General features: G+C 54.8%; 17 protein-coding genes and 1 tRNA gene. 10 read left to right on the forward strand and 8 right to left on the reverse strand.

The genetic code is table 11. The features are described from left to right. The first annotated feature begins 80 nt into the window (after positions 1-80). Positions 81-2,927 (forward strand): two-component system sensor histidine kinase RcsC, encoded by a 2,847-nt coding sequence (rcsC, locus tag ACOT1A_RS03955; protein ID WP_023300607.1) that lies wholly within the window; start codon positions 81-83, stop codon positions 2,925-2,927. 111 nt (positions 2,928-3,038) lie between these two features. Here the strand turns inward: rcsC and rcsB are convergent, their stop codons facing one another. Both rcsB and rcsD read right to left on the reverse strand, forming a co-directional pair. Then, positions 3,039-3,689, reverse strand: a complete 651-nt coding sequence (gene rcsB / locus ACOT1A_RS03960) for a response regulator transcription factor RcsB (protein WP_276169877.1) — start codon at positions 3,687-3,689, stop codon at positions 3,039-3,041. Positions 3,690-3,705: 16 nt separating this feature from the next. After that, positions 3,706-6,378, reverse strand: coding sequence for a phosphotransferase RcsD (rcsD, locus tag ACOT1A_RS03965; protein WP_023300606.1), 2,673 nt, complete (start codon positions 6,376-6,378; stop codon positions 3,706-3,708). A gap of 745 nt (positions 6,379-7,123) precedes the next feature. On the opposite strand from rcsD, the gene ACOT1A_RS03970 reads away from it, so the two are divergent. From ACOT1A_RS03970 to mgtE, 6 genes are all read left to right on the forward strand, one after another. Next, positions 7,124-8,215: a porin OmpC gene (locus tag ACOT1A_RS03970; RefSeq protein WP_023306624.1), complete on the forward strand. Its 1,092-nt coding sequence runs from the start codon at positions 7,124-7,126 to the stop codon at positions 8,213-8,215. A gap of 113 nt (positions 8,216-8,328) precedes the next feature. Continuing rightward, positions 8,329-9,384: an FAD:protein FMN transferase ApbE gene (apbE, locus tag ACOT1A_RS03975; RefSeq protein WP_045620899.1), complete on the forward strand. Its 1,056-nt coding sequence runs from the start codon at positions 8,329-8,331 to the stop codon at positions 9,382-9,384. Positions 9,385-9,456: 72 nt separating this feature from the next. Continuing rightward, positions 9,457-10,515, forward strand: coding sequence for a bifunctional DNA-binding transcriptional regulator/O6-methylguanine-DNA methyltransferase Ada (gene ada / locus ACOT1A_RS03980; protein WP_063151796.1), 1,059 nt, complete (start codon positions 9,457-9,459; stop codon positions 10,513-10,515). Then, positions 10,515-11,165, forward strand: coding sequence for a DNA oxidative demethylase AlkB (gene alkB, locus ACOT1A_RS03985; protein WP_023300603.1), 651 nt, complete (start codon positions 10,515-10,517; stop codon positions 11,163-11,165). The genes ada and alkB overlap by 1 nt, the downstream gene beginning before the upstream one ends. Positions 11,166-11,241: 76 nt before the next feature. Continuing rightward, complete coding sequence (locus tag ACOT1A_RS03990) at positions 11,242-12,885, forward strand: multidrug ABC transporter permease/ATP-binding protein (protein ID WP_003859392.1); 1,644 nt, start codon at positions 11,242-11,244, stop codon at positions 12,883-12,885. 140 nt (positions 12,886-13,025) lie between these two features. Continuing rightward, positions 13,026-14,462, forward strand: coding sequence for a magnesium transporter (gene mgtE, locus ACOT1A_RS03995; protein WP_006811337.1), 1,437 nt, complete (start codon positions 13,026-13,028; stop codon positions 14,460-14,462). Here the strand turns inward: mgtE and ACOT1A_RS04000 are convergent. Further along, positions 14,425-15,720, reverse strand: a complete 1,296-nt coding sequence (locus ACOT1A_RS04000) for a SulP family inorganic anion transporter (protein WP_032624810.1) — start codon at positions 15,718-15,720, stop codon at positions 14,425-14,427. The genes mgtE and ACOT1A_RS04000 overlap by 38 nt on opposite strands. Positions 15,721-15,907: 187 nt before the next feature. Here ACOT1A_RS04000 and mqo point away from each other — a divergent pair, with 187 nt between their 5' ends. Beyond that, positions 15,908-17,557, forward strand: a complete 1,650-nt coding sequence (gene mqo, locus ACOT1A_RS04005; RefSeq protein WP_199160190.1) for a malate dehydrogenase (quinone) — start codon at positions 15,908-15,910, stop codon at positions 17,555-17,557. A 134-nt stretch (positions 17,558-17,691) separates the two neighbouring features. On the opposite strand, the gene eco is transcribed toward mqo, so the two are convergent. Beyond that, complete coding sequence (eco, locus tag ACOT1A_RS04010) at positions 17,692-18,201, reverse strand: serine protease inhibitor ecotin (RefSeq protein ID WP_032622478.1); 510 nt, start codon at positions 18,199-18,201, stop codon at positions 17,692-17,694. A 202-nt stretch (positions 18,202-18,403) separates the two neighbouring features. On the opposite strand from eco, the gene ACOT1A_RS04015 reads away from it, so the two are divergent. Continuing rightward, on the forward strand, positions 18,404-18,664 hold the full coding sequence (locus ACOT1A_RS04015; protein WP_006811332.1) for a DUF2534 family protein: 261 nt from the start codon (positions 18,404-18,406) through the stop codon (positions 18,662-18,664). Positions 18,665-18,730: 66 nt separating this feature from the next. On the opposite strand, the gene ACOT1A_RS04020 is transcribed toward ACOT1A_RS04015, so the two are convergent. The 3 genes from ACOT1A_RS04020 to ACOT1A_RS04030 form a co-directional block, all read right to left on the reverse strand. Next, positions 18,731-18,807, reverse strand: a tRNA-Pro gene (locus ACOT1A_RS04020). Between the two features lie 73 nt (positions 18,808-18,880). Continuing rightward, positions 18,881-20,641: an LPS biosynthesis-modulating metalloenzyme YejM gene (gene yejM / locus ACOT1A_RS04025; RefSeq protein WP_022648735.1), complete on the reverse strand. Its 1,761-nt coding sequence runs from the start codon at positions 20,639-20,641 to the stop codon at positions 18,881-18,883. 19 nt (positions 20,642-20,660) lie between these two features. After that, positions 20,661-20,888 carry a YejL family protein gene (locus ACOT1A_RS04030; RefSeq protein WP_001135586.1) on the reverse strand — a complete coding sequence of 76 codons (228 nt, stop codon included), beginning with the start codon at positions 20,886-20,888 and terminating at the stop codon, positions 20,661-20,663. Between the two features lie 134 nt (positions 20,889-21,022). On the opposite strand from ACOT1A_RS04030, the gene yejK reads away from it, so the two are divergent. After that, positions 21,023-22,030: a nucleoid-associated protein YejK gene (gene yejK / locus ACOT1A_RS04035; protein WP_017693031.1), complete on the forward strand. Its 1,008-nt coding sequence runs from the start codon at positions 21,023-21,025 to the stop codon at positions 22,028-22,030. Positions 22,031-22,081: 51 nt separating this feature from the next. Here yejK and rplY read toward each other — a convergent pair whose 3' ends face one another. After that, positions 22,082-22,366: a 50S ribosomal protein L25 gene (gene rplY / locus ACOT1A_RS04040; protein WP_022648733.1), complete on the reverse strand. Its 285-nt coding sequence runs from the start codon at positions 22,364-22,366 to the stop codon at positions 22,082-22,084. Positions 22,367-22,469 lie beyond the last annotated feature (103 nt).

Here is a 22,469-nt window from a genome sequence, read left to right on the forward strand (position 1 = left end):
ACAAGTGAACGTTGCGACAAGCCGCGTTTACCGCTACCTTAACCACATTCTTTTTTCCCCGATGGCGGAGCCTCGCCCCTTTGAAATACCTCGTCTCCTTTCGTACCACGTTAAAAGTCTCTCGCTATCTGTTTCGGGCGCTTGCGCTACTGCTATGGTTGCTGGTGGCACTGCTCTCGGTGTTTTACATCGTTAACGCGTTACACCAGAAAGAAGCGGAGATCCGCCAGGAGTTTAACTTAAGCTCGGATCAGGCCCAGCGCTATATCCAGCGCACGTCTGATGTGATGAAAGAGCTTAAGTATATCGCTGAGAATCGACTGACGGCGGAGAACGGCATTCTTGCCCTCCGCGGTCGGGATGAAAAAACCGAAGTACCTGATTTCGAACCGCTCTTCCCGGACTCCGATTGTTCCGCGATGGGCAAAGCCTGGCGTGGCTCACTGGAGTCCCTGTCATGGTTTATGCGCTACTGGCGCGATAATTTTTCGGCCGCTTACGATCTAAACCGCGTCTACCTGATTGGCAACGAAAATCTTTGCATGGCGGACTTCGGTCTGCGAGATATGCCCGTCGAACGCGAAGACGCGCTGAAAAGCCTGCATGAGCGCATAGTGAAATACCGCAATGCGCCTCAGGAAGAGCGCGGGAACAACATCTTCTGGATAAGCCAGGGGCCGCGTATGGGCGTCGGCTATTTCTATGCCCTGACTCCGGTTTACCTCGGAAACCGCCTGCAAGCGCTGCTGGGGATTGAACAAACCATCCGCATGGAAAACTTCTTCACGCCGGGCAGTCTGCCGATGGGCGTGACCATTCTGGATGAGAACGGCCACCCACTCATCTCCCTTACCGGGCCTGAAAACCGCCTGAAAGTGGAGCCCAGCTGGATGCAGGAGCGGTCATGGTTTGGCTATACCTCCGGGTTCCGCGAGCTGGTGCTGAAGAAAAGTTTACCGCCATCGTCGCTGAGCATTGTCTATTCGCTGCCGGTGGACAAGGTGCTGGAGCGCATTCGCATCCTGATCCTTAACGCCATTTTGTTGAACATCGCGGTAGGCGTCGCGCTGTTTATGCTGGCGAGAATGTATGAGCGGCGGATCTTTATTCCGGCGGAAGCGGATGCTCAGCGTCTGGAGGAGCACGAGCAGTTTAACCGTAAGATTGTCGCCTCGGCGCCGGTAGGGATCTGTATCCTGCGTACTCAGGACGGGACAAATATCCTCAGTAACGAGCTTGCCCATAACTACCTGAACATGCTCACGCATGAAGACCGCCAGCGGTTAACGCAGATCATCTGTGGGCAACAGGTTAACTTTGTGGATGTGCTGACCAGCACGCACACCAATCTGCAAATCAGCTTCGTCCATTCGCGCTACCGCAATGAAAACGTGGCGATTTGCGTGCTGGTGGACGTCTCCGCGCGCGTTAAGATGGAAGAGTCATTGCAGGATATGGCGCAGGCGGCGGAGCAGGCCAGCCAGTCGAAATCGATGTTCCTCGCGACCGTCAGCCATGAGCTGCGTACGCCGCTGTACGGCATTATCGGTAACCTCGATCTTCTCCAGACCAAAGAGCTGCCGAAAGGGGTCGACCGCCTGGTGACGGCGATGAACAACTCGTCCAGCCTGCTGCTGAAAATTATCAGCGATATTCTCGACTTCTCTAAAATTGAATCCGAGCAGTTGAAAATAGAACCGCGTGAGTTCTCCCCGCGCGAGGTGATGAACCATATCAGCGCCAACTATCTGCCGCTGGTGGTGCGCAAACAGCTGGGGCTGTACTGCTTTATCGAGCCGGATGTGCCGCTGACGCTGCATGGCGATCCGATGCGTCTGCAACAGGTCATCTCGAACCTGCTAAGCAACGCCATCAAATTCACCGATATCGGCTGTATTGTGCTGCATGTCTGCCGTGCAGGGGAGTACCTGACTATTCGCGTACGCGACACGGGTGTTGGCATTCCGGCGAAAGAGGTCGTTCGCCTGTTCGATCCGTTCTTCCAGGTGGGGACGGGCGTCCAGCGTAATTTCCAGGGGACCGGGCTGGGTCTGGCGATTTGCGAGAAGCTTATCAGCATGATGGACGGGGATATCTCCGTCGATACCGAGCCGGGTATGGGCAGCCAGTTCACCATCCGTATCCCGCTCTACTCGGCACACTATCCGGTGAAAACCACGGTCGACGGGCTGAGCGAAAAGCACTGCTGGCTGGCGGTGCACAACGCCTCCTTACATGATTTCCTGACCTCGATGCTGACCAGCAGCGGCGTGCGGGTCTCACGCTATGAAGGCCAGACGCCGGACGCAGATGACATGCTGATTACTGACGTTGAGCCAGACAAGGCGTGGGCGGGGCGGGGCGTGGTGATGTTCTGCCGCCGTCATATCGGTATTCCGATTGAGCGTTCGCCCGGGGTATGGGTGCACAGTGTGGCGACACCGCACGAAATGTTGGGCTTGCTGGCGCGTATTTACAGCGTACAGCTTGAGGACAGCGATGGCGCTACCGTGCTGGCTTCCCCTGATGAGCTGGCATCGGTGAATGACGATATGATGATTCTGGTCGTCGACGATCATCCGATTAACCGTCGTCTGCTCGCAGACCAGCTTGGCTCTCTGGGCTATCAGTGTAAAACGGCCAATGATGGCGTGGATGCCCTGAATGTCTTAAGTAAGAATCATATTGATATTGTGCTCAGTGATGTGAACATGCCTAACATGGACGGCTATCGTCTGACGCAGCGTATCCGACAGCTGGGGCTGACGCTGCCGGTGGTGGGGGTGACAGCCAACGCACTGGCGGAGGAGAAGCAGCGCTGTCTGGAGTCGGGAATGGACAGCTGTCTGTCGAAGCCGGTCACACTGGATGTACTGAAGCAGACGCTATCCGTGTATGCGGAGCGGGTGCGAAAAGCAAGACAATAAAAAAGGCCCGAAAGGGCCTTTTTTATGTGTCCGACGGCACTGCGCTTGCGCGGGCCTACGGGGTCTTTAGACCGGGTAACCGCGAGGGTCACCCGGCGTAGACAGCGACGATCAATCTTTGTCCGTTGCGCTCAGCGTCACGGAAGAGAGATAGTTCAGCAGGGCGATATCGTTATCCACACCCAGCTTCATCATCGCGGATTTTTTCTGGCTACTGATGGTTTTGATACTGCGGTTCAGCTTCTTGGCGATTTCAGTAACCAGGAAACCTTCAGCGAACAGACGCAGAACTTCACTCTCTTTAGGCGAGAGACGCTTGTCGCCATAGCCACCTGCGCTGATTTTTTCAAGCAGGCGTGAGACGCTCTCAGGCGTGAATTTCTTCCCTTTCTGTAGCGCCGCCAGCGCTTTAGGCAGATCGGTAGGTGCGCCTTGTTTCAGCACAATCCCTTCAATATCAAGATCCAGAACGGCGCTCAGGATCGCCGGGTTATTGTTCATGGTCAGAACAATGATCGAAATGTCCGGGAAGTGGCGTTTAATGTATTTGATGAGCGTAATCCCATCACCGTATTTATCCCCAGGCATGGAGAGATCGGTAATGAGCACGTGCGCATCAAGTTTAGGCAGGTTGTTAATAAGGGCTGTGGAATCTTCAAATTCACCGACTACATCCACCCACTCGATCTGTTCAAGTGATTTGCGAATACCGAACAGTACAATCGGATGGTCATCGGCAATAATTACGTTCATATTGTTCATGTATAAGGCTACCTTGCTACAGCAAGCTCTTGACGTAAGCGTCAATGTCGCTGATGTATTTTTCAATGCCAGAGGCATCTTTCTCACGAATTAGATGTTCCAGCGTTTCACATAACTGCTTGCCGGGAACCAGATTAAGCATGGCAAACACCCCTTTAAGCCGGTGTGCTGTCTGTGCCAGCGCTGCAAAATCCTGCGCAGCGGACTCAGTATACAACCGCTTAACATCATCTGGTACTGTATCAACGAAGAGCGAATAATATCCGCTGGCATGGAGTTCGGCATTTTCATCGCCGCCTAACGGTGACTCCAGGATCTCTTCCTGCGCCAGATTCTCTTCAATCAGTTGTAATACAGCTTCCTGCATTGCATTGCTCATATTAAAGTTGACGCGCAGCTGCCCAGGGCCGATTTTCCGCACGCCTGGCTCATCATCGCTTAAAAGCAAGCCGGAGGCAGTAAGATTAGACGGATTATCAGTTAAAAATAGATCAAATTCTTGACTCGCGAGCCTTTCGTCCGGGGTAATGCAGGACGCGCCCCAGTTTTCCAGCTGACGAACGACGATATTACGGATCTCACTGGAGGTCACGTCCACCATCACCACCACATCATCCAGCAGACGCTCTTCATCCTCTTCCTGAGGATTCGCCGCCATTTTAACATGCAAGGAGTAGCGGGTGCCGAGGGATTCGCGCGCCTTAATGTTCAGATGACCGCCCAGCTTACGCGCCAGCTGATCGCAGAGCCAGAAGGTGAGGGCATTCGCCTTACCGTAGTGGTCGCGCTGGGTATCGTTCAGGAACGGGAAGTGCAGGTTATCGATTTCGCTCACGGTGACGCCTTCGCCCGTATCCAGAATACGGAACGTCAGACGATCGTCGGTGGACTCATCGGTGCTGACTTCAAGGGTGATCTTGCCGATCTGTGTCGTGGTGACGGCATACTGAATCAACATCATCAGGATGCGACGCAGGGCATCGCGATCGCCGTGACGCTCGTCATTGGCCGGTAAATGGTTGTTGATCAGCAGCTGGAGCCCTTTGCGCTTGATCACCGGCAGGACTTCCGGAACCACCTCATCAATCAGATCCTGAATGGAGAAGAGCGTAGGGGTGCCCTTCCAGATGTCATTCTCCAGCATGTTCGCAAGCTGGATTTCGTCCACCAGACGAACCAGCGAGTCGGCCTGGCTGCTAAGCTGTCGGCTTTCCGGCGTGCTTAAATCAGCAATCTGCGTGGCGAGTGACTTCAGCGGCTGTTTAAAGGCATCGCCAATGTTTTGCATAAACGCCGCGCGGCCATGCTGGTTTTTCTCATACAGCCTTTGCGCCTGCTTGAGCTTTTTATTCACCAGCACTTCGCGATCCTGATCGCGGATGATGAAGATTTGCGTGCGCGAGGCGACCTGACTGCGGAACTGACGGATCTCATACAGTTCATTATTAATGGTGGCCTGAATGACGCCCTGATGCTGGTCCGCCATGGCCGTAATATTTTGCAGGTTAAGATGCGGCAGAAGGTGATCGGCAATTTTGTTGCTCATCACCGTCCGGTTTGCCTCCTGATCGTGAACAAGCACCCCAAGCGGCAGCACGGAAATAATCTCTTCATTCAGGGCACGAAGAACACGCAACTCGTTGCTGGTCCCGGCTGATACCGACGTCGAGTCGCTCTGGCGGCCCGACTGGAAACGGAAGGTGCTGTAGCCAAACAGCGCCAGCGCCAGCAGGCCGATATTCAACAGCAGCGGCAGCATAATGTTTTGCAGGGTATCAAGCATCAGGGTGCCAAAAGGCACCTGCCACACCAGCCGCATACCGGTTGAGTTGAGCGATGAGGCAATCTCAATCTTCGAGCCATTAAATGAGATCGCTACGCTGTCCGGGCCTTCTTTATCCGACGGCGTGCGCATATTTTGGGTGCTGTTGTCTGGCTCCAGTCGGAAACTGTCCAGCGGCATATCCGGCGGGATAAGATCGTTAATTGGCAGATCGAAGGCAACCACGGTCGCCAGATGGCCCGGCTGGTTAAAGGTGGTTCGCAGCGTAAAGTAGTGGCCATTCTGCCAGGCAAGACGGCGTAATGACGAGAAACTTTCGCGCTCGTCCAGCGCGTTGGCCTGTTGCAGCATTTCTGCCCGACGGGAATCGACAATGCTGCCAACGGTGGTCTCTTTAAAGCCCGACGAGAGATCCTTAAGCGGCAGGGTCGAGATCAGGATCATGCTGTTGTCCTGACCGTTCAGGTAATACATGGACCACGGTACGGTCTCGGCGCCCCACAAGGTGTCCAGATAGGAGGAGATCCGCTGCGTCATCTCAAGCGTTGCGCTGTCGTGCGAGCCGAAAATCAGGGCTTCCGTCTTACGCTGCGGTTTTTCAAGGTAATACACATCCTGCTTAAGGCGCGTTTCCTGCAACCCTTCGCCTGATGAGGTGGCAGGTGCGGCGGCGATATTGTCGTAGATTTGCCAGGTCGCGTAGCGCCACGTATCAATGCGCTTATGCACCGCATGGGTGATATCGACAATTTGATAGCTTTTATCTTTAAGCCAGGTATTCACGGCGCTCTGAACCATCACTCCCATTGTGACTAACAGCACAACGATCAACAGAAGAAAGAAACGGGTGATGCTGCCCGGTAGAAGGGAGAATTTGCTCGGGGCGGTAGTTTCAGTCTGACTCATCGATGTGTTTAACCCGTAATGGCCGCGCGGTAATGGGATAGGGCAGTATAAAGGGTAATAACTGAATTTCCAGCGTCGTTATCGGTATGACCTTGACTTTTTATCTGTCGCAACCCGCTTCAACGTCATCCGTGTGAAAGATGTACAAAACCCAGTGAAATGTACAAATATGCTGTTACAACGGCAGTAAAATAGCACGAATTAACAAGAAATTAATTTTGAAAGTGAAAAGGAAAATCTGTAATCGCCGGGCGATGGATTTAGTTAATAGTCGTTATCATTACAGACGGGTAGCACATAAAATGTCTGTTGACGTAAAGAAAGGTAAAAAAAAACCGAATGCGGAGCATCCGGTTCAATTAGGGATAAACAGACATTCAGAACTGAATGACGGTAATAAATAAAGTTAATGATGATAGCGAGGGTTATTTTAGTGGTGTTGACGGGAATTTTTTTGTCATTCAGTGCTGTACTCTTTTTTAAGTTAGTCTTTTGAATTTTATAGGATATATTTTTGTTTTGATTATCCGTGCTATATTTTTAAACTTTTGATGCTTTGTGAAAGTTCCTTGAAATTTACATATTGAAACATCTTGATGGTAAAGTGAAACATCTTCAAAGTTTTCGTATCATATTCCTGTTGGATTATTCTGCATTTTTGAGGAGAATGAACTTGCCGACTGGTTAAGAGGGTTGACCAGTAAGCAGTGGTAAATAATAAGGCATATAACAGAGGGTTAATAAAATGAAAGTTAAAGTACTGTCCCTCCTGGTACCAGCTCTGCTGGTGGCAGGCGCAGCAAATGCGGCTGAAATTTATAACAAAGACGGCAACAAATTAGATCTGTACGGTAAAGTGGATGGCCTGCACTATTTCTCTGATGACGACAGTGCAGACGGCGACCAGACCTACATGCGTCTGGGCTTCAAAGGCGAAACTCAGGTTAACGACCAGCTGACCGGTTACGGCCAGTGGGAATACCAGATCCAGGGTAACTCTGGTGAGAACGAAAACAACTCATGGACGCGTGTGGCGTTCGCAGGTCTGAAATTCGCTGATGCGGGTTCATTCGACTACGGTCGTAACTACGGCGTTGTTTACGATGTGACTTCCTGGACCGACGTTCTGCCGGAGTTCGGCGGCGATACCTACGGTTCTGACAACTTCATGCAGCAGCGTGGTAACGGCTTCGCGACCTACCGTAACCAGGACTTCTTCGGTCTGGTTGATGGTCTGAACTTCGCGTTGCAGTACCAGGGTAAAAACGGCAGCCCAAGCGGCGAAGGCCAGACCAACAACGGTCGTGACGCGCTGCGTCAGAACGGTGACGGCTACGGCGGCTCTCTGACTTACGATCTGGGCGAAGGCTTCGCACTCGGTACGGCAGTCACCAGTTCTAAACGTACTGCTGACCAGAACGCTGCGGGCTACTACGGTGAAGGCGATCGCGCAGAGACCTACACCGGTGGTCTGAAATACGACGCGAACAACATCTACCTGGCTGCACAGTATACTCAGACTTACAACGCGACCCGCGTTGGCGATCAGGGCTGGGCTAACAAAGCGCAGAACTTCGAAGTGGTTGCTCAGTATCAGTTCGACTTCGGCCTGCGTCCATCCGTGGCTTACCTGCAGTCTAAAGGTAAAGACATCGAAAACTATGGCGATCAGGATATCCTGAAGTATGTTGACGTGGGTGCGACTTACTACTTCAACAAAAACATGTCCACCTATGTTGATTACAAAATCAACCTGCTGGATGAAAATGACTTCACCCGTCAGACAGGTATCGGTACTGACGATATCGTCGCGCTGGGTCTGGTTTACCAGTTCTAATTGCTCATACTGCAACAAAGGGGCCATCAGGCCCCTTTTTTCATGCTTTTTTAGGGTCTTCAAATACGCTGTTTTAGTGTACTCTTGCCGCCCTGGCATGAGGATAATAACCAATGGATATGACTTTTTTACGCGCCAGCGTTCTGGCGACTTTTTTACTCCTGACCGCGTGTGACTCTTCTACACAGCCCGCAAAAATCGACGCACCCGCCGCGACGGTGCTGGAAGGGAAAACCATGGGGACCTTCTGGCGCGTCAGCGTGATGAATATCGATAAATCCCGCGCTGAAGAACTACGCGGTAAAATTCAGGCGCAGCTGGATGCCGACGATCAGCTACTCTCTACCTATAAAAATGACTCAGCGCTGATGCGTTTCAATCGCTCCAGCAGCACCTCGCTGTGGCCGGTGAGCGAAGCAATGGCCGATATCGTCACGGAAGCCATGCGCGTGGGCTACAAAACCAACGGCGCAATGGATGTGACCGTTGGGCCGCTGGTGAACCTGTGGGGATTTGGCCCCAACAAGCAGCCGGTGACCACACCAGATCAAGCCGCCATCGACGACGCCCGCGCGCGTACAGGGTTACAGCATCTGGCGGTGATCTCCCAGTACGGTCAGCAATACCTGCAAAAAGACATTCCCGACCTGTTTGTGGATCTCTCCACGGTAGGCGAGGGGTATGCTGCGGATCATCTCGCGGCCCTGATGGCGCAGGAAGGTATTCCCCGTTATCTGGTTTCCGTCGGGGGCGCGCTCGTCAGCCGGGGCATGAACGCCAGCGGCAGGCCGTGGCGAGTGGCCATCCAAAAACCAACCGATCAGCAGAACGCGGTGCAGGCGATTGTCGACATCAACGGGCACGGTATCAGCACCTCCGGAAGCTACCGCAACTATTACGAGCTGGATGGCAAACGTATCTCGCATGTGATTGATCCGCAAACCGGACGCCCGATTACCCACAACCTGGTGTCCGTGACGGTGATAGCGCCAACTGCGCTGGAAGCCGACGCCTGGGATACCGGATTGATGGTGCTCGGCACGGAGAAGGCCAAAGAGGTGGTGCGTCAGGAAGGGCTGGCCGTTTATATGATCACCAAAGAGGCTGACGGGTTTAAAACCTGGAGTTCACCGCAGTTCAACAGCTTCCTGGTGAGCGAAAAAAATTAAAAAGCAAGGTTGCGGGTTTTTGTTCGGTGGCGTTCAGGCAAGCTGAGCGTATGCTTGTAAGAGGAGCCGATGATGAAAAACACAACCTATCTTACCGATGAGGATCGCTGGCAGGCTGTTCTGGCCCGCGATCCGCGTGCGGATAACCAGTTTGTCTTTGCCGTGCAGACGACCGGCATTTATTGTCGTCCGTCCTGCCGTGCCCGCCACGCGCTGCGTAAAAATGTCTGCTTTTATCCTGATGCTCACCAGGCCGCGCAGGCGGGTTTCCGCCCCTGTAAGCGCTGTAGGCCGGACCAGGTCGACCCTATGGCGCAGAAAAAGGCCAACGTTGCGCTGGCCTGCCGACTGCTTGAGCAGGATGCCGCGCTGAACCTGGAGGCCCTGGCGCAGCAGGTTGGCATGAGTCCGTTCCATCTCCACCGCTTGTTTAAATCCGTCACCGGCATGACGCCGAAAGCATGGCAGCAGGCTGCGCGTGAACAACGCCTGCGTAGCCTGCTTGCACAGGGCGGTAAAATCACCGACGCCGTACTGGCCGCTGGCTTCCCGGACGGCAGCAGCTACTACCGTAAAGCCAACGGCGCGCTGGGCATGACGGCGAAACAGTACCGTAACGGAGAGGCTGCGGTCCGCTATGCCATCAGCGACTGCTCGCTGGGCCACTGTCTGGTGGCGGAAAGCGAGCGCGGGATCTGCGCAATACTGCTGGGTGATGACGACGCCGGGCTGACGGCTGAGCTGCTGTCACTGTTTCCGCTTGCCGTCCGTGAACCGATGGAAGGCGCATTTGCCGGGCGTGTTCGTCAGGTGATTGCCTCTGTCGACAGCCGCGCGACGCCGTTGACGCTGCCGCTGGATATCCGGGGTACCGCCTTCCAGCAGCAGGTCTGGCAGGCGCTGCGGGCTATCCCCTGCGGTGAAACGGCAAGCTATCAGCAGGTGGCGAAGGCCATTGGTAAACCCAATGCCGTACGTGCCGTGGCGGGGGCCTGCGGAGCCAACAAACTGGCGATAGTTATCCCCTGTCACCGCGTGGTGCGTAACGACGGTGCGCTGTCGGGTTATCGCTGGGGCGCAGCGCGTAAGGTGCTATTGTTGAAACGTGAGGCGAACAACCCGGAGGGATAATGCTCGATCTTTTTGCTGATGCTGAACCCTGGCAGGAGCCGCTCGCGCCGGGGGCGACGATCCTGAGACGTTTTGCGCTTTCCCGCGCGGCGGCGCTGTTCGACGGTATTGATACCGTCACCGCCCGTTCGCCGTTTCGCCATATGGTCACGCCGGGTGGGTATACCATGTCCGTGGCGATGACCAACTGCGGCGAACTGGGATGGGCGACGAATGAGCGGGGCTATGTATATGCCGCGAACGACCCGCTGACGGATAGGCCGTGGCCGCCGATGCCGGAGGCGTTTCAGGCGCTGTGTCACGATGCCGCCGTGGCGGCCGGCTATCCTGATTTTCGTCCCGATGCCTGTCTGATCAACCGCTATGCCGTCGGCGCAAAACTCTCCCTGCATCAGGATAAGGACGAGCCTGACCTGCGCGCGCCGATTGTCTCGGTATCCCTTGGGCTGCCCGCTGTCTTTCAGTTTGGCGGCCTGCGGCGCAACGACCCGCTTAAACGGCTGATGCTGGAGCATGGCGATGTGGTGGTCTGGGGCGGTGAATCACGGCTTTTTTATCACGGTATTCAGCCGCTTAAAAATGGCGATCACCCGGTGGCGGGGGCGTTTCGCTACAACCTCACGTTCCGCCAGGCAGCGTACAGAGAATAAAAATAAGAATTATTCTTGATGTGTGTGAAAGGCAGTTTACACTGCTGGCTGATTTTTCTTGTCCGGATTGCTCTGCATGCAACTACTTCTTCTTGTCTGGCGGCAGTATCGCTGGCCTTTTATCGCGGTGATGGCGCTAAGCCTTGCCAGCGCGGCGCTGGGGATCGGCCTGATTGCCTTCATTAACGTGCGTTTGATCGAAATGGTCGACACGTCACTCTCCGTCCTGCCGGAATTTCTGGGTTTACTGCTGCTGCTGATGGCAGTCACGCTCGGGTCACAGCTGGCGCTGACCGCGCTCGGCCACCACTTCGTTTTCCGTCTGCGCAGCGAGTTCATCAAACGGATCCTTGATACTCAAGTGGAACGCATCGAACAGCTGGGAAGTGCTTCGCTGCTGGCGGGGCTGACCAGCGATGTGCGCGCCATTACCATCGCCTTTGTGCGCCTGCCGGAGCTGGTGCAGGGGATCATCCTGACCTTTGGCTCGGCAGCCTATCTCGCCTGGCTCTCCAGCAAAATGCTGGCGGTAACGGCGCTGTGGATTGTTATTACCATCTGGGGCGGGTTCCTGCTGGTATCACGCGTCTATAAGCACATGGCGGTGCTGCGCGAAACGGAAGACAAGCTCTATAACGATTATCAGACAGTGCTGGAAGGGCGCAAAGAGCTGACGCTGAACCGCGAGCGCGCCGAACATATCTTCAATCATCTCTATATCCCGGATGCGCACGAATATCGTCATCACATTATTCGCGCCGATACGTTCCACCTGAGCGCCGTGAACTGGTCCAACATCATGATGCTGGGTGCCATTGGTCTGGTGTTCTGGATGGCGAACAGCCTGGGGTGGGCGGATACCAACGTGGCGGCAACCTACTCCCTGACGCTGCTGTTTTTACGCACGCCGCTGCTGTCGGCCGTTGGCGCACTGCCGACGCTGCTGAGCGCACAGGTGGCCTTCAACAAGCTGAAGAAGTTCGACCTTGCGCCGTTTAAGGCTGAGTTCCCGCGCCCGCAGGCCTTCCCGAACTGGCAAACGCTTGAGCTGCGTAACGTGACCTTCCGCTATCAGGATAACGCCTTCTCCGTGGGGCCGATAAATCTGACCATTCACCGCGGCGAACTGCTGTTCCTGATCGGCGGTAATGGCAGCGGCAAATCCACGCTGGCGATGCTGCTGACCGGCCTCTACCAGCCGCAGTCAGGCGAAATTTTGCTGGATGGCAAAGCGCTGAGCGCGGAGAAACCGGAGGACTACCGCAAGCTCTTTTCGGCGGTATTTACCGACGTCTGGCTGTTCGACCGGCTGCTGGGCCCGGAAGGGCAGCAGGCGGATCCGGCGCTGGTGGAGAAGTGGCTTGCGCATCTGCAAATGTCACACAAGCTGGAGCTACAGGATGGCAAAATCCTGAATCTCAAGCTGTCGAAAGGGCAGAAGAAGCGCGTGGCGCTGCTGCTGGCGCTGGCCGAAGAGCGCGACATTATCCTGCTGGATGAATGGGCCGCCGATCAGGACCCGCACTTCCGTCGCGAGTTCTATCAGGTCCTGCTGCCGCTGATGCAGGCGATGGGGAAAACCATTTTTGCCATCAGCCATGACGATCACTACTTCATTCACGCCGACCGTCTTTTGGAGATGCGCGACGGCAAACTGAGCGAGCTGACCGGCGATGAGCGCGATGCGGCGTCACGGGACGCGGTGGCGCGCACGGCCTGATTGCAATTGTGCCGGGTGGCCCCCGGCACACTAATTTTTCATATATGCCGTTTTTTTCTCCATCCCGACCCGCCGTTTATTCTTATTTACATATCCCCGCGCTATGCTTAACGCCAACTCATTTAATGGATTTATGATTGATGTCGGTATTAAAGAAAAACAGCGCCAGGCAGCGTGACCAGGAGCGTGCGCGGCTCATCTGGCTCCTGACGACCGATAAAGCGGTCACGTCAACGTTATTGGGTAAGCTAACCCTGGCTGAGCAATATGATGTCGGCACGCTGGCCGACGATATTGCTGAGGTAGGTGCGCTGGTTGCACATTTACCACCTCCGGATCTGGCGGACACCCTGGAGGCATTGCCTTCCGAGGAGCGCCACGCCCTGTGGAGGCTGGTGCAGGATCATGAGCGCGGTCAGGTGCTGCTTGAAGCCTCGGAAAACGTCTGGGATGACCTTATCGATGAGATGAGCGACCGGGACATTCTTGACGCCCTGCAAACGCTGGATATCGATGAGCAGATTTACCTCGTTCAGCATCTTCCGCGCAACCTGACCGGACGCCTGCTGGCTTCCCTGCCTGCCGAGGAGCGGGCGCGCGTGCGTCAGGTGATGCACTACGAGAAAAACAGCGTCGGCGCGATCATGGAGTTTGGCGTCATCACCGTGCGTCCGGACGTCACCCTGGGTACGGTGCAGCGCTATCTTCGTCGCCTGGGCAGTATGCCGGACAACACCGATAAACTGTTCGTCACCTCGCGGGATAAAACCCTGCTCGGGGAGCTGGAGCTGAAAACGATCCTGCTGAACAGCACCCAGCAGCGGGTAAGTGAGGTCATGGAAACCGAGCCGATGGTCTTCTCGCCGGAAGACGATGCCGAAAAAGCGGCGCGTACCTTCGAACGTGATGACCTGGTGAGCGCGGCGGTGGTGGATTCGGTGGGCAAGCTGATGGGGCGTCTGACCATTGATGAGATCGTTGACGTGGTCTATGAAGAGACCGATAACGACCTGCGTGCCCTTGGCGGTATCAGTGCCGAAGACGATGTTCATGCCTCCGTCGGCAAGGCCGTCAAAACCCGCTGGGCGTGGCTCGCCATCAATTTATGCACCGCGTTCGTGGCGTCCCGCGTTATTGACGGCTTCGAACATACCATTTCCCAGCTGGTGGCCCTGGCGTCGTTGATGCCGATTGTGGCGGGGATCGGCGGGAACACCGGCAACCAGACAATCACCATGATCGTTCGCGCCCTGGCGCTGGAAAACATTCAGCCGGGTAATTTTTCGTGGCTGATTTTCAGGGAGATGGGCGTCGCGCTGATTAACGGCCTTGTCTGGGGCGGCATCATGGGCGGCATTACCTGGTGGCTGTACGATGATATGGCGCTGGGCGGGGTCATGATGCTGGCGATGGTGCTGAACCTGCTGGTGGCGGCGATGATGGGCGTGATTATCCCATTGACGATGACCCGGCTGGGGCGCGACCCCGCGGTGGGGTCGAGCGTGATGATCACCGCCATTACCGATACTGGCGGTTTCTTTATTTTTCTTGGACTGGCGACGATTTTTCTTCTGTAGCCAGTGCTTTTTGCTTAAGTCGGGCAGGGAGGATGAACATCATCACAATCCCGCCCAGCACGCCAATCGCCAGGTTGCCGGTGTAAACCGTTGCCACAACCGTCACCAGCATCACGACGGTTTCAGCCACCGGCGCGTTTTTCAGCGTTCCGGGCTGAACGCTATGCCAGCTAAAGGTCTTGACGGCCACAATGGCCATAATACCCGCCAGTACCGCCATCGGGATTTTGGCCATCACCTCGCTGAGCGCCGTAACCAGCACAAGCAGTACGATACCCGCCGCAAGGGTGGAGATACGGCTTCTGCCTTTCCCCATCTCCACGTTAACGATGGTCTGCCCAATCATCGCGCAGCCCGCAATGCCGCCGTAGAACCCGGCCATAATATTCCCCACGCCCAGACCGATGCTCTCGCGGCGCTTGCTTGAAGGGGTAACGGTCAGTTCATCCACCAGTTTTGCCGTCAGCAAGGATTCCAGCAGGCCAACAAAAGCGATACTTAGCGCACACGGCCAGATAATGCTCAGGGTTTCCAGATTGAGCGGCACCAGCAGTTGCGTAAAGCCCGGCAAACCGCCGCTCATGGAGCCTTCATCCCCTACCGTTGGCAGGATTTGCCCGCTGGTGACGGTGAACAAAGTCAGCAGCACAATGGCAATCAGCGGGGAGGGCACGCTTTTGATATAGCGTGGCACCCACAGCACAATCAGCAGCGTCAGCACGAACAGGCCCACTATCAGCGGGCTTCGGCTCCAGAAATGGGGCACCTGGGCAAAGAAAATCAAAATGCCAAGGGCGTTAACAAACCCGGTCATCACCGACTGGGGAATAAAGCGCATCAGCCGCGCCATTCCCAGCGCGCCGAACAGGATCTGAATCACGCCAGCCATCACCACCGCGGGCAGAATGTACTGTACGCCGTGTTGATGGACCATCGGGCCAATCACCAGCGCGACGGAACCGGCCGCCGCCGTCACCATGGCCGGACGCCCGCCGAGCAGGGAAAGGGCGAAACAGAGCACCACGGAGGCGATAAGGCTCACTTTCGGATCCACGCCCGCGACCACGGAAAACGAAATCACTTCCGGGATCAGCGCCAGCGCGGTAATCACGCCGGCCAGGGTTTCGCGCATCAGACGTTGAGGCGAACGTAAAACGGTGGCGACATGGCCTTCTTGGGGTACAGACGAGTGAGGTAATGACATAACAATTCGCTGGTAGGGGCAGGCTTCCGTGCGCGCGATCACAAAGTGCAGCATCATAGCCAGGAAAATCATCGGGTGCCAGCCTGTATGCCAAAACCCTACAAACAATCCATCATTAAATTTCACAATTACAATAATTTCGTAACCTTTAAACAATATTTAAAAGTTGCTACCGTGCCACCGCAGCGTGTTTCACCTGTAATTTCCACGCATCAAGCACTATTCAACTAAGGCATAAATGATGAAAAAAATGACTGCCGTGCTCTTTTCTCTGGCCGTGGGGCTGAACGCCGTCTCGCTGGCGGCGAAGGCTGACGCACCAAAAGAGCAGGAAACGGATGTCCTTTTAATTGGTGGCGGCATCATGAGCGCCACGCTGGGCACATATCTTCAGGAATTAGAGCCGAACTGGTCCATGACGATGGTCGAGCGCCTTGATGGCGTGGCGCAGGAAAGCTCTAACGGCTGGAATAACGCCGGGACGGGGCACTCGGCACTTATGGAACTGAACTATACGCCGCAGAAAAAGGACGGTTCCATTAGTATCGAGAAGGCGGTAGAGATCAACGAAGCGTTCCAGATCTCACGCCAGTTCTGGTCTCACCAGGTGAACAGCGGCGTGTTGCACAATCCGCACTCCTTCATCAACACCGTACCGCACATGAGCTTTGTGTGGGGCGATCAAAACGTCAACTTCCTGCGTGCGCGCTACGCTGCCCTGCAACAGAGCACGCTTTTCCGCGGGATGAAATACTCTGAAGATCACGCTCAAATCAAAGAGTGGGCGCCGCTGGTTATGGAAGGCCGCGATCCGAACCAGAAAGTGGCGGCGACCCGCACTGAAATTGGTACTGACGTTAACTACGGTGAAATCACCCGTCAGCTGGTGGCCTCTCTGAAGAAAAAAGAGAACTTTAACCTGCAACTCAGCTCCGAAGTACGTGGTTTCAAGCGCAACGCGGATAACAGCTGGAGCGTGACCGTTGCCGATCTGAAAAACAACGAAGCCGAGCATGTGATTAAGGCGAAGTTCGTGTTTATCGGTGCTGGCGGCGCGGCGCTGAAACTGTTGCAGGAGTCCGGTATTCCGGAAGCGGACGACTACGCCGGCTTCCCGGTTGGCGGCCAGTTCCTGGTGTCGGAAAACCCTGAAGTGGTTAACCGTCATCTGGCTAAAGTGTACGGTCAGGCTTCTGTTGGTGCGCCACCGATGTCCGTTCCCCATATCGACACCCGTATGCTGGACGGTAAGCGCGTGGTGCTGTTTGGGCCGTTTGCTACATTCTCTACCAAGTTCCTGAAAAACGGTTCCCTTTGGGATCTGCTGAGCGCGACCACGACGTCGAACGTCAAGCCAATGATGGACGTGGGACTGGATAACTTCGATCTGGTGAAATACCTGATTAGCCAGGTGATGCTCTCTGATGAAGAACGCTTCGAGGCGCTGAAAGAGTACTATCCGCAGGCGAAGAAAGAAGACTGGCGTCTGTGGCAGGCGGGTCAGCGCGTGCAGATCATCAAACGCGATCCGAAAGAGGGCGGCGTGCTGCGTCTGGGTACCGAAGTAGTGAGCGATAAGGATGGCACTATTGCCGCGCTGCTGGGAGCATCCCCGGGGGCGTCTACCGCTGCGCCAATCATGCTACACCTGATGGAAAAAGTGTTTAAGGACAAAGTATCCAGCCCGGAATGGCAGGCGAAGCTGAAAGCCATTATTCCATCCTACGGTACGAAGCTGAACGGTAACGTTGACGCCACGGAACAAGAGCTGGAATACACCAGTCGCGTTCTGCAACTGCAATACGTCAAACCGCAGGCTGCGGATGCTGCGCCACAGGCAGAGCTGAAGCCTCAGGCGGAAAACAAGCCGGTTGCGGATATCGCGCTGTAAGGTAAACGCAAAACGGTAACATCCGTTACCGTTTTTCGTGTTTTCTCCCTCTCCCACCGGGAGAGGGTTGGGGTGAGGGCACCAGAACGCACCCTTTCCAGGTCGGGTAAGCGTGAGCGCCACCCGACTTATTTTTAACGAACTACTGCTTGTCCTACCGTCTCATCCGCCTTCCATACGCGATATTTCACATCCACGTTTTCCGGCGTATAAACGACAATCGGCAGCTTGCTGTTATAGCGCAGCAGGCTGTTATCACCCAGATAGGCGGTGATAAATTTCTTCTCTTTCTTGCCGTCCGGGCACGCCATCATGGTGGAGACTGGCGAGGTTACTTTGTCGAAGACATAGTAGTCATAACCCCAGCCTTCCAGCGTTTTGCTTTCCAGTTGGCCGCCCAGACGATGCTGGTTGCAGTCCACTTCCAGCGTCTGGCCGATTAACAGCTCGACTTTGAAATTCCCTTCATTCTGCTGAGCCGGGAGCTGAATTACCTGGCGCTTCATCCCTTTGTCCGCTTGCGGATACGGGGCAACTTTTTCCAGCGGCTGCTCTTTTGGGGTTTCGCTGGCGAAAGCGCTGGTGCTCGCGCACGCAGCGGCGATAAGGGCGATGGCAAATTTAGGTGCGTTTTTCACTGTCATTCCTTTTTGTTAAAACGATCCCGGAAAGACTAACATAATGTATGTGAATGGTTGGCGTAATTTACTCACATTTTCATTTTAAACGGATTAAAGCACTGCTTTTATGCTCTTTTATTGGTGTTTAATGCTGTGGTGGAGTCGGTGCAGAGATCGTGTTATTTTACGCGTTAATTATTGTTATTCATCTGTAAAGGGAGAAGAGATGGTACGGGAAAAACTGAAGACACCTGAAGGCCGCAAGTTCCTGCTGGCGTTACTGGTTGTGTTTATGATTGCTGCTGCATGCGTGGGGCGAGCAACCATTGTCGGCGTGATCGAGCAGTACAACATCCCGCTCTCTGCGTGGACAACCAGCATGTTTGTCCTGCAATCAGCGATGATCTTTGTTTACAGTCTGGTGTTCACCGTTCTGCTGGCGATTCCGCTGGGGATTTTCTTTCTCGGTGGGCGTGAGAAGCACTAAGCATTGTGCATGCGAAGACAGGCAATAAAAAACCAGCCATAAGCGGCTGGTTTTTTTGTGTAGTTTTGGTCGGCACGAGAGGATTTGAACCTCCGACCCCCGACACCCCATGACGGTGCGCTACCAGGCTGCGCTACGTGCCGACGCATAAAAGGAATACTACTCGATTCCTTTTTGATTGCAAGGGGGAAGCAACGCTAACTGATTCATAAATAATCAGTTAGCGATAAAGCGCTTCTCGTCTGTCAGCACCTGCAACAGCAAGCTGAGCTGCGGTTTCTGGTCTTTCAGCTTCTCACCTTCGAGGCTGTACGTCTGGTAATTGCCGTTGCTGTTCAGCACAAGGGACAGCGTCGGCGTGGTCACCACCAGCGTGTTTTCGCCAGCAGCCGTGACCCAGTTATGACGCCGCGTGGCGCTAAAGAGGTCTTGTCCCTGCGAGTATTCAATTGCCGGCGTGCTAACGTGCAGCAGCCGCTGCATTAACGTGGTCATGACGTCTTTATGGTCGGTCAGCATATTGATGCGTTGCGCGGGAGTGCCCGGCCAGTGGATCACCAGCGGGACATGCAGGTTCGGACGCGACCAGTCCATGCCCTTCGCTTCGTCGCCGAGCGGCACGCCATGCCCCGCCGTGATAATGACGACCGTATTGTCCAGCTTGCCCGCGTCGCGCAGGGCGGTCAGCACGCGAGCGATCTGCGCATCGACATCACCCGCCGCACGGCTATAGCGGCGCGCGAAGCCTTTCTGATTGCTGTCATCAAGATTTGTGCCGTTAAACGCAACCCAGGAGAACCAGCGGTTATCTTCCTGTGCATAGCGCTTCAGCCAGTCTATCCACTGGTCAGCAGTCCGATCGTCAGACTGGCTCTGCGCGGCTGGCAGTGAGAAATCAGACAGCAGCGCCTGGCGGTACAGCGAGCTGTTGAAACCATCAGAGGCGAACAGCCCCAGCTGGTAGCCCTGCTGATTAAGCCCGGTAATCAATGCAGCCGGAATACGGGCCGACAGCACGCCGTCCATATAACTCGGTGAAATGCCGTAGAACAGACCGAAAATACCCGCGTCGGTCGAATTACCGGAACTCATATGCTGAGTGAATACGATGTTGTTCTCAGCGAATTCAGCCAGGGCAGGCATTTGCTTCTCATAGCGAGAATAGTTCAGGCCATCGACGGTAATCAGCAGCACGTTCTGACCGCGCCCCATGTCGCGATATTTCAGATCGCTCAGGGGATACTGCACGCTGACCGCTTCCGGATTACCCTGTTCGACCAGACGACGCTGATACTCCTGCGCGTCCAGCAGACCGTGTTTTTCAAGGAAACGACGTGCCGTCATCGGATAGGAGAGCGGCAGATTCGCGCGCTGCATGGTAATAGGGCGGTAGAAGTTCGCATCTGCCCAGATATACATCAGGTGCGAACCGATAAATGAGGCGAAAAAGAGCGCCGCGACGGGCTTCGCATAATGTCGGCGTCGGGTCAGGCTGCGGAGCTTTTGCCAGCTCCACGTCGCGAACAACATTTCGATCAGCAGGATAATCGGCACGCTGATAAACATCAGCTGCCAGTCGCGGGCGGTCTCGTTCTGATCCGGGTTAATCACCAGCTCCCAGACGACAGGATTCAGGTGCAGGTGGAACCGGGTAAAGACTTCGCTGTCGATAAGCAACAGCGTCATGCCCGCCGTCGCAAGAATGGCGGACAGGAAGCGCATCAGCCGCTGCGACATGACGATAAACGTCAGTGGGAACAGGATCAGCAGATAGGTGGCGAAGACCAGAAAGCTAAAGTGACCAACAAGGCTCATCCACGAGTAGATACGCCCGGTTAACGTGGTTGGCCAGTCCGCCACAAACAGATAACGGCAGCCGAGCACCATCGCCAACAGAATGTTGAACAGGGCAAACCAGTGCCCCCAGCTGACCATCTGGGAGACTTTTTCACGGTAGCGCTGACGATTCGTCACCATAAACTGTTGTTCGTTTCCCTTAGTGTGCCTGGTCGTCGCTAACGGATGACTGCAAAGCCTGGGCGAAAGATTTGGCGATCGCCTGACGCTGAGCCGGAGCAACGCTGGTATTGATCAGGTTGGTAACCATATTTCCCAAAACCATCAGGGAGAGATCGGTTGGCGTTTTATGTTTTTCCAGTACGTTGACCAGCTCACTGAGCAGTTGTTCAACGTGTTCGTCACTGTAGCGGGAATGTTGTGGCATAAATCAAAATCAGTTTGTTGAGAGAAGGGCGACATATTACCGTAGCAACAGCTTTTTTTCCCCTTTTTTATCTTCTGTTGCACACATGCGTTGGTGGTGGTTGAATACCGCCCGGTCTAAAAGGAGAGTTTATCATGAGTCTGGAAATCAACCAGATTGCCTTGCACCAGCTTATCAAGCGTGATGAGCAAACCCTTGAAGTGGTGCTGCGCGATTCGTTACTGGAACCAACGCCTACCGTTGTCGAGATGATGGCGGAGTTGCATCGCGTCTACAGCGCGAAAAATAAAGCCTATGGCTTGTTCAGCGAAGAGAGCGAACTGGCGGATAGCCTGCGCCTGCAACGTCAGGGCGAAGAGGATTTCCTGGCATTCAGCCGCGCTGCAACCGGCCGTCTTCGTGACGAACTGGCGAAATATCCCTTCGCCGATGGCGGTATCGTCCTGTTCTGCCACTACCGCTATCTGGCGGTAGAGTATCTGCTGGTCACCGTGCTGAATAATTTAAGCAGCATGCGTGTGAACGAGCAGTTGGATATCAGCTCAACGCACTATCTGGATATCAACCATGCGGATATTGTGGCGCGTATTGATTTAACCGAATGGGAAACCAATCCGGAATCGACGCGCTACCTGACCTTCCTTAAAGGCCGCGTGGGCCGCAAAGTGGCCGATTTCTTTATGGACTTCCTCGGTGCCAGTGAAGGGCTGAACGCCAAAGCGCAGAACAAAGGTCTGCTCCAGGCGGTGGATGACTTTACCGCTGAGGCGCAGCTGGATAAATCTGAGCGTCAGACCGTGCGTCAGCAGGTTTATAGCTACTGTAACGAGCAGTTACAGGCCGGGGAAGAGATTGAGCTGGAGTCGCTGTCCAAAGAGCTGGCGGGCGTCAGCGAAGTCAGCTTCCAGGAATTTACCGCAGAAAAAGGCTATGAGCTGGAAGAGAGCTTCCCGGCGGATCGCAGTACGCTGCGTCAGCTGACGAAATTTGCCGGTAGCGGCGGTGGGTTAACCATTAACTTTGATGCCATGCTGCTCGGGGAACGTATCTTCTGGGATCCGGCGACCGACACGCTGACCATTAAAGGCACGCCGCCGAATCTGCGCGATCAGCTCCAGCGTCGCACCTCAGGCGGTAAGTAGCGGCCATAAAAAAACCCCGCAGAAGCGGGGTTTTTCTCGACAGGTTTGCGATTACGCGCGAACGAAGTCGATGTGAGACAGTTTTGGCTTGAACGGGTGACGCTGAACAGCCTGAACTTTCACTTTTTCTTCTTTACCGCCAACAACGATGGTCAGAACTTCGCTGTAGAATTCAGCTTTGTTCTGCATGTTCCACACTTTGTCGTGATCCAGTTCGATTGCAACTGGAGCAGCTTCGCCACCGTAAACGATAGCCGGGAACTTGTTAGCGTTACGCAGGCGGCGGCTCGCACCCTTACCCTGCACGTTACGTACTTCTGCTTCGATAGTGAACATTGATTTCTCTCTGTATTTAAAACCCTGCTACAGGCGACCCAGCAGCAGGTGAGTGTTCTGCCTCACGGATGTGAAGCGGGCGGCATTTTATACTCAAATGGCT

It is taken from the genome of Enterobacter cloacae complex sp. SYL003 (genome assembly GCF_049236925.1).
GTDB lineage: Bacteria > Pseudomonadota > Gammaproteobacteria > Enterobacterales > Enterobacteriaceae > Enterobacter > Enterobacter intestinihominis.

Bases quoted from the DNA above. Each gene is read 5' to 3' on its own strand.
- apbE (WP_045620899.1), top strand. From the start codon at position 8,329: ATGGATATGACTTTTTTACGCGCCAGCGTTCTGGCGACTTTTTTACTC.
- yejK (WP_017693031.1), top strand. From the start codon at position 21,023: ATGAGTCTGGAAATCAACCAGATTGCCTTGCACCAGCTTATCAAGCGT.
- ACOT1A_RS03990 (WP_003859392.1), top strand. From the start codon at position 11,242: ATGCAACTACTTCTTCTTGTCTGGCGGCAGTATCGCTGGCCTTTTATC.
- ACOT1A_RS04000 (WP_032624810.1), bottom strand. From the start codon at position 15,720: ATGCTGCACTTTGTGATCGCGCGCACGGAAGCCTGCCCCTACCAGCGA.
- alkB (WP_023300603.1), top strand. From the start codon at position 10,515: ATGCTCGATCTTTTTGCTGATGCTGAACCCTGGCAGGAGCCGCTCGCG.
- rplY (WP_022648733.1), bottom strand. From the start codon at position 22,366: ATGTTCACTATCGAAGCAGAAGTACGTAACGTGCAGGGTAAGGGTGCG.
- mgtE (WP_006811337.1), top strand. From the start codon at position 13,026: ATGTCGGTATTAAAGAAAAACAGCGCCAGGCAGCGTGACCAGGAGCGT.
- eco (WP_032622478.1), bottom strand. From the start codon at position 18,201: ATGACAGTGAAAAACGCACCTAAATTTGCCATCGCCCTTATCGCCGCT.
- yejM (WP_022648735.1), bottom strand. From the start codon at position 20,641: ATGGTGACGAATCGTCAGCGCTACCGTGAAAAAGTCTCCCAGATGGTC.
- ACOT1A_RS04015 (WP_006811332.1), top strand. From the start codon at position 18,404: ATGGTACGGGAAAAACTGAAGACACCTGAAGGCCGCAAGTTCCTGCTG.
- ACOT1A_RS04030 (WP_001135586.1), bottom strand. From the start codon at position 20,888: ATGCCACAACATTCCCGCTACAGTGACGAACACGTTGAACAACTGCTC.
- rcsD (WP_023300606.1), bottom strand. From the start codon at position 6,378: ATGAGTCAGACTGAAACTACCGCCCCGAGCAAATTCTCCCTTCTACCG.
- rcsB (WP_276169877.1), bottom strand. From the start codon at position 3,689: ATGAACAATATGAACGTAATTATTGCCGATGACCATCCGATTGTACTG.
- ACOT1A_RS03970 (WP_023306624.1), top strand. From the start codon at position 7,124: ATGAAAGTTAAAGTACTGTCCCTCCTGGTACCAGCTCTGCTGGTGGCA.
- mqo (WP_199160190.1), top strand. From the start codon at position 15,908: ATGAAAAAAATGACTGCCGTGCTCTTTTCTCTGGCCGTGGGGCTGAAC.
- ada (WP_063151796.1), top strand. From the start codon at position 9,457: ATGAAAAACACAACCTATCTTACCGATGAGGATCGCTGGCAGGCTGTT.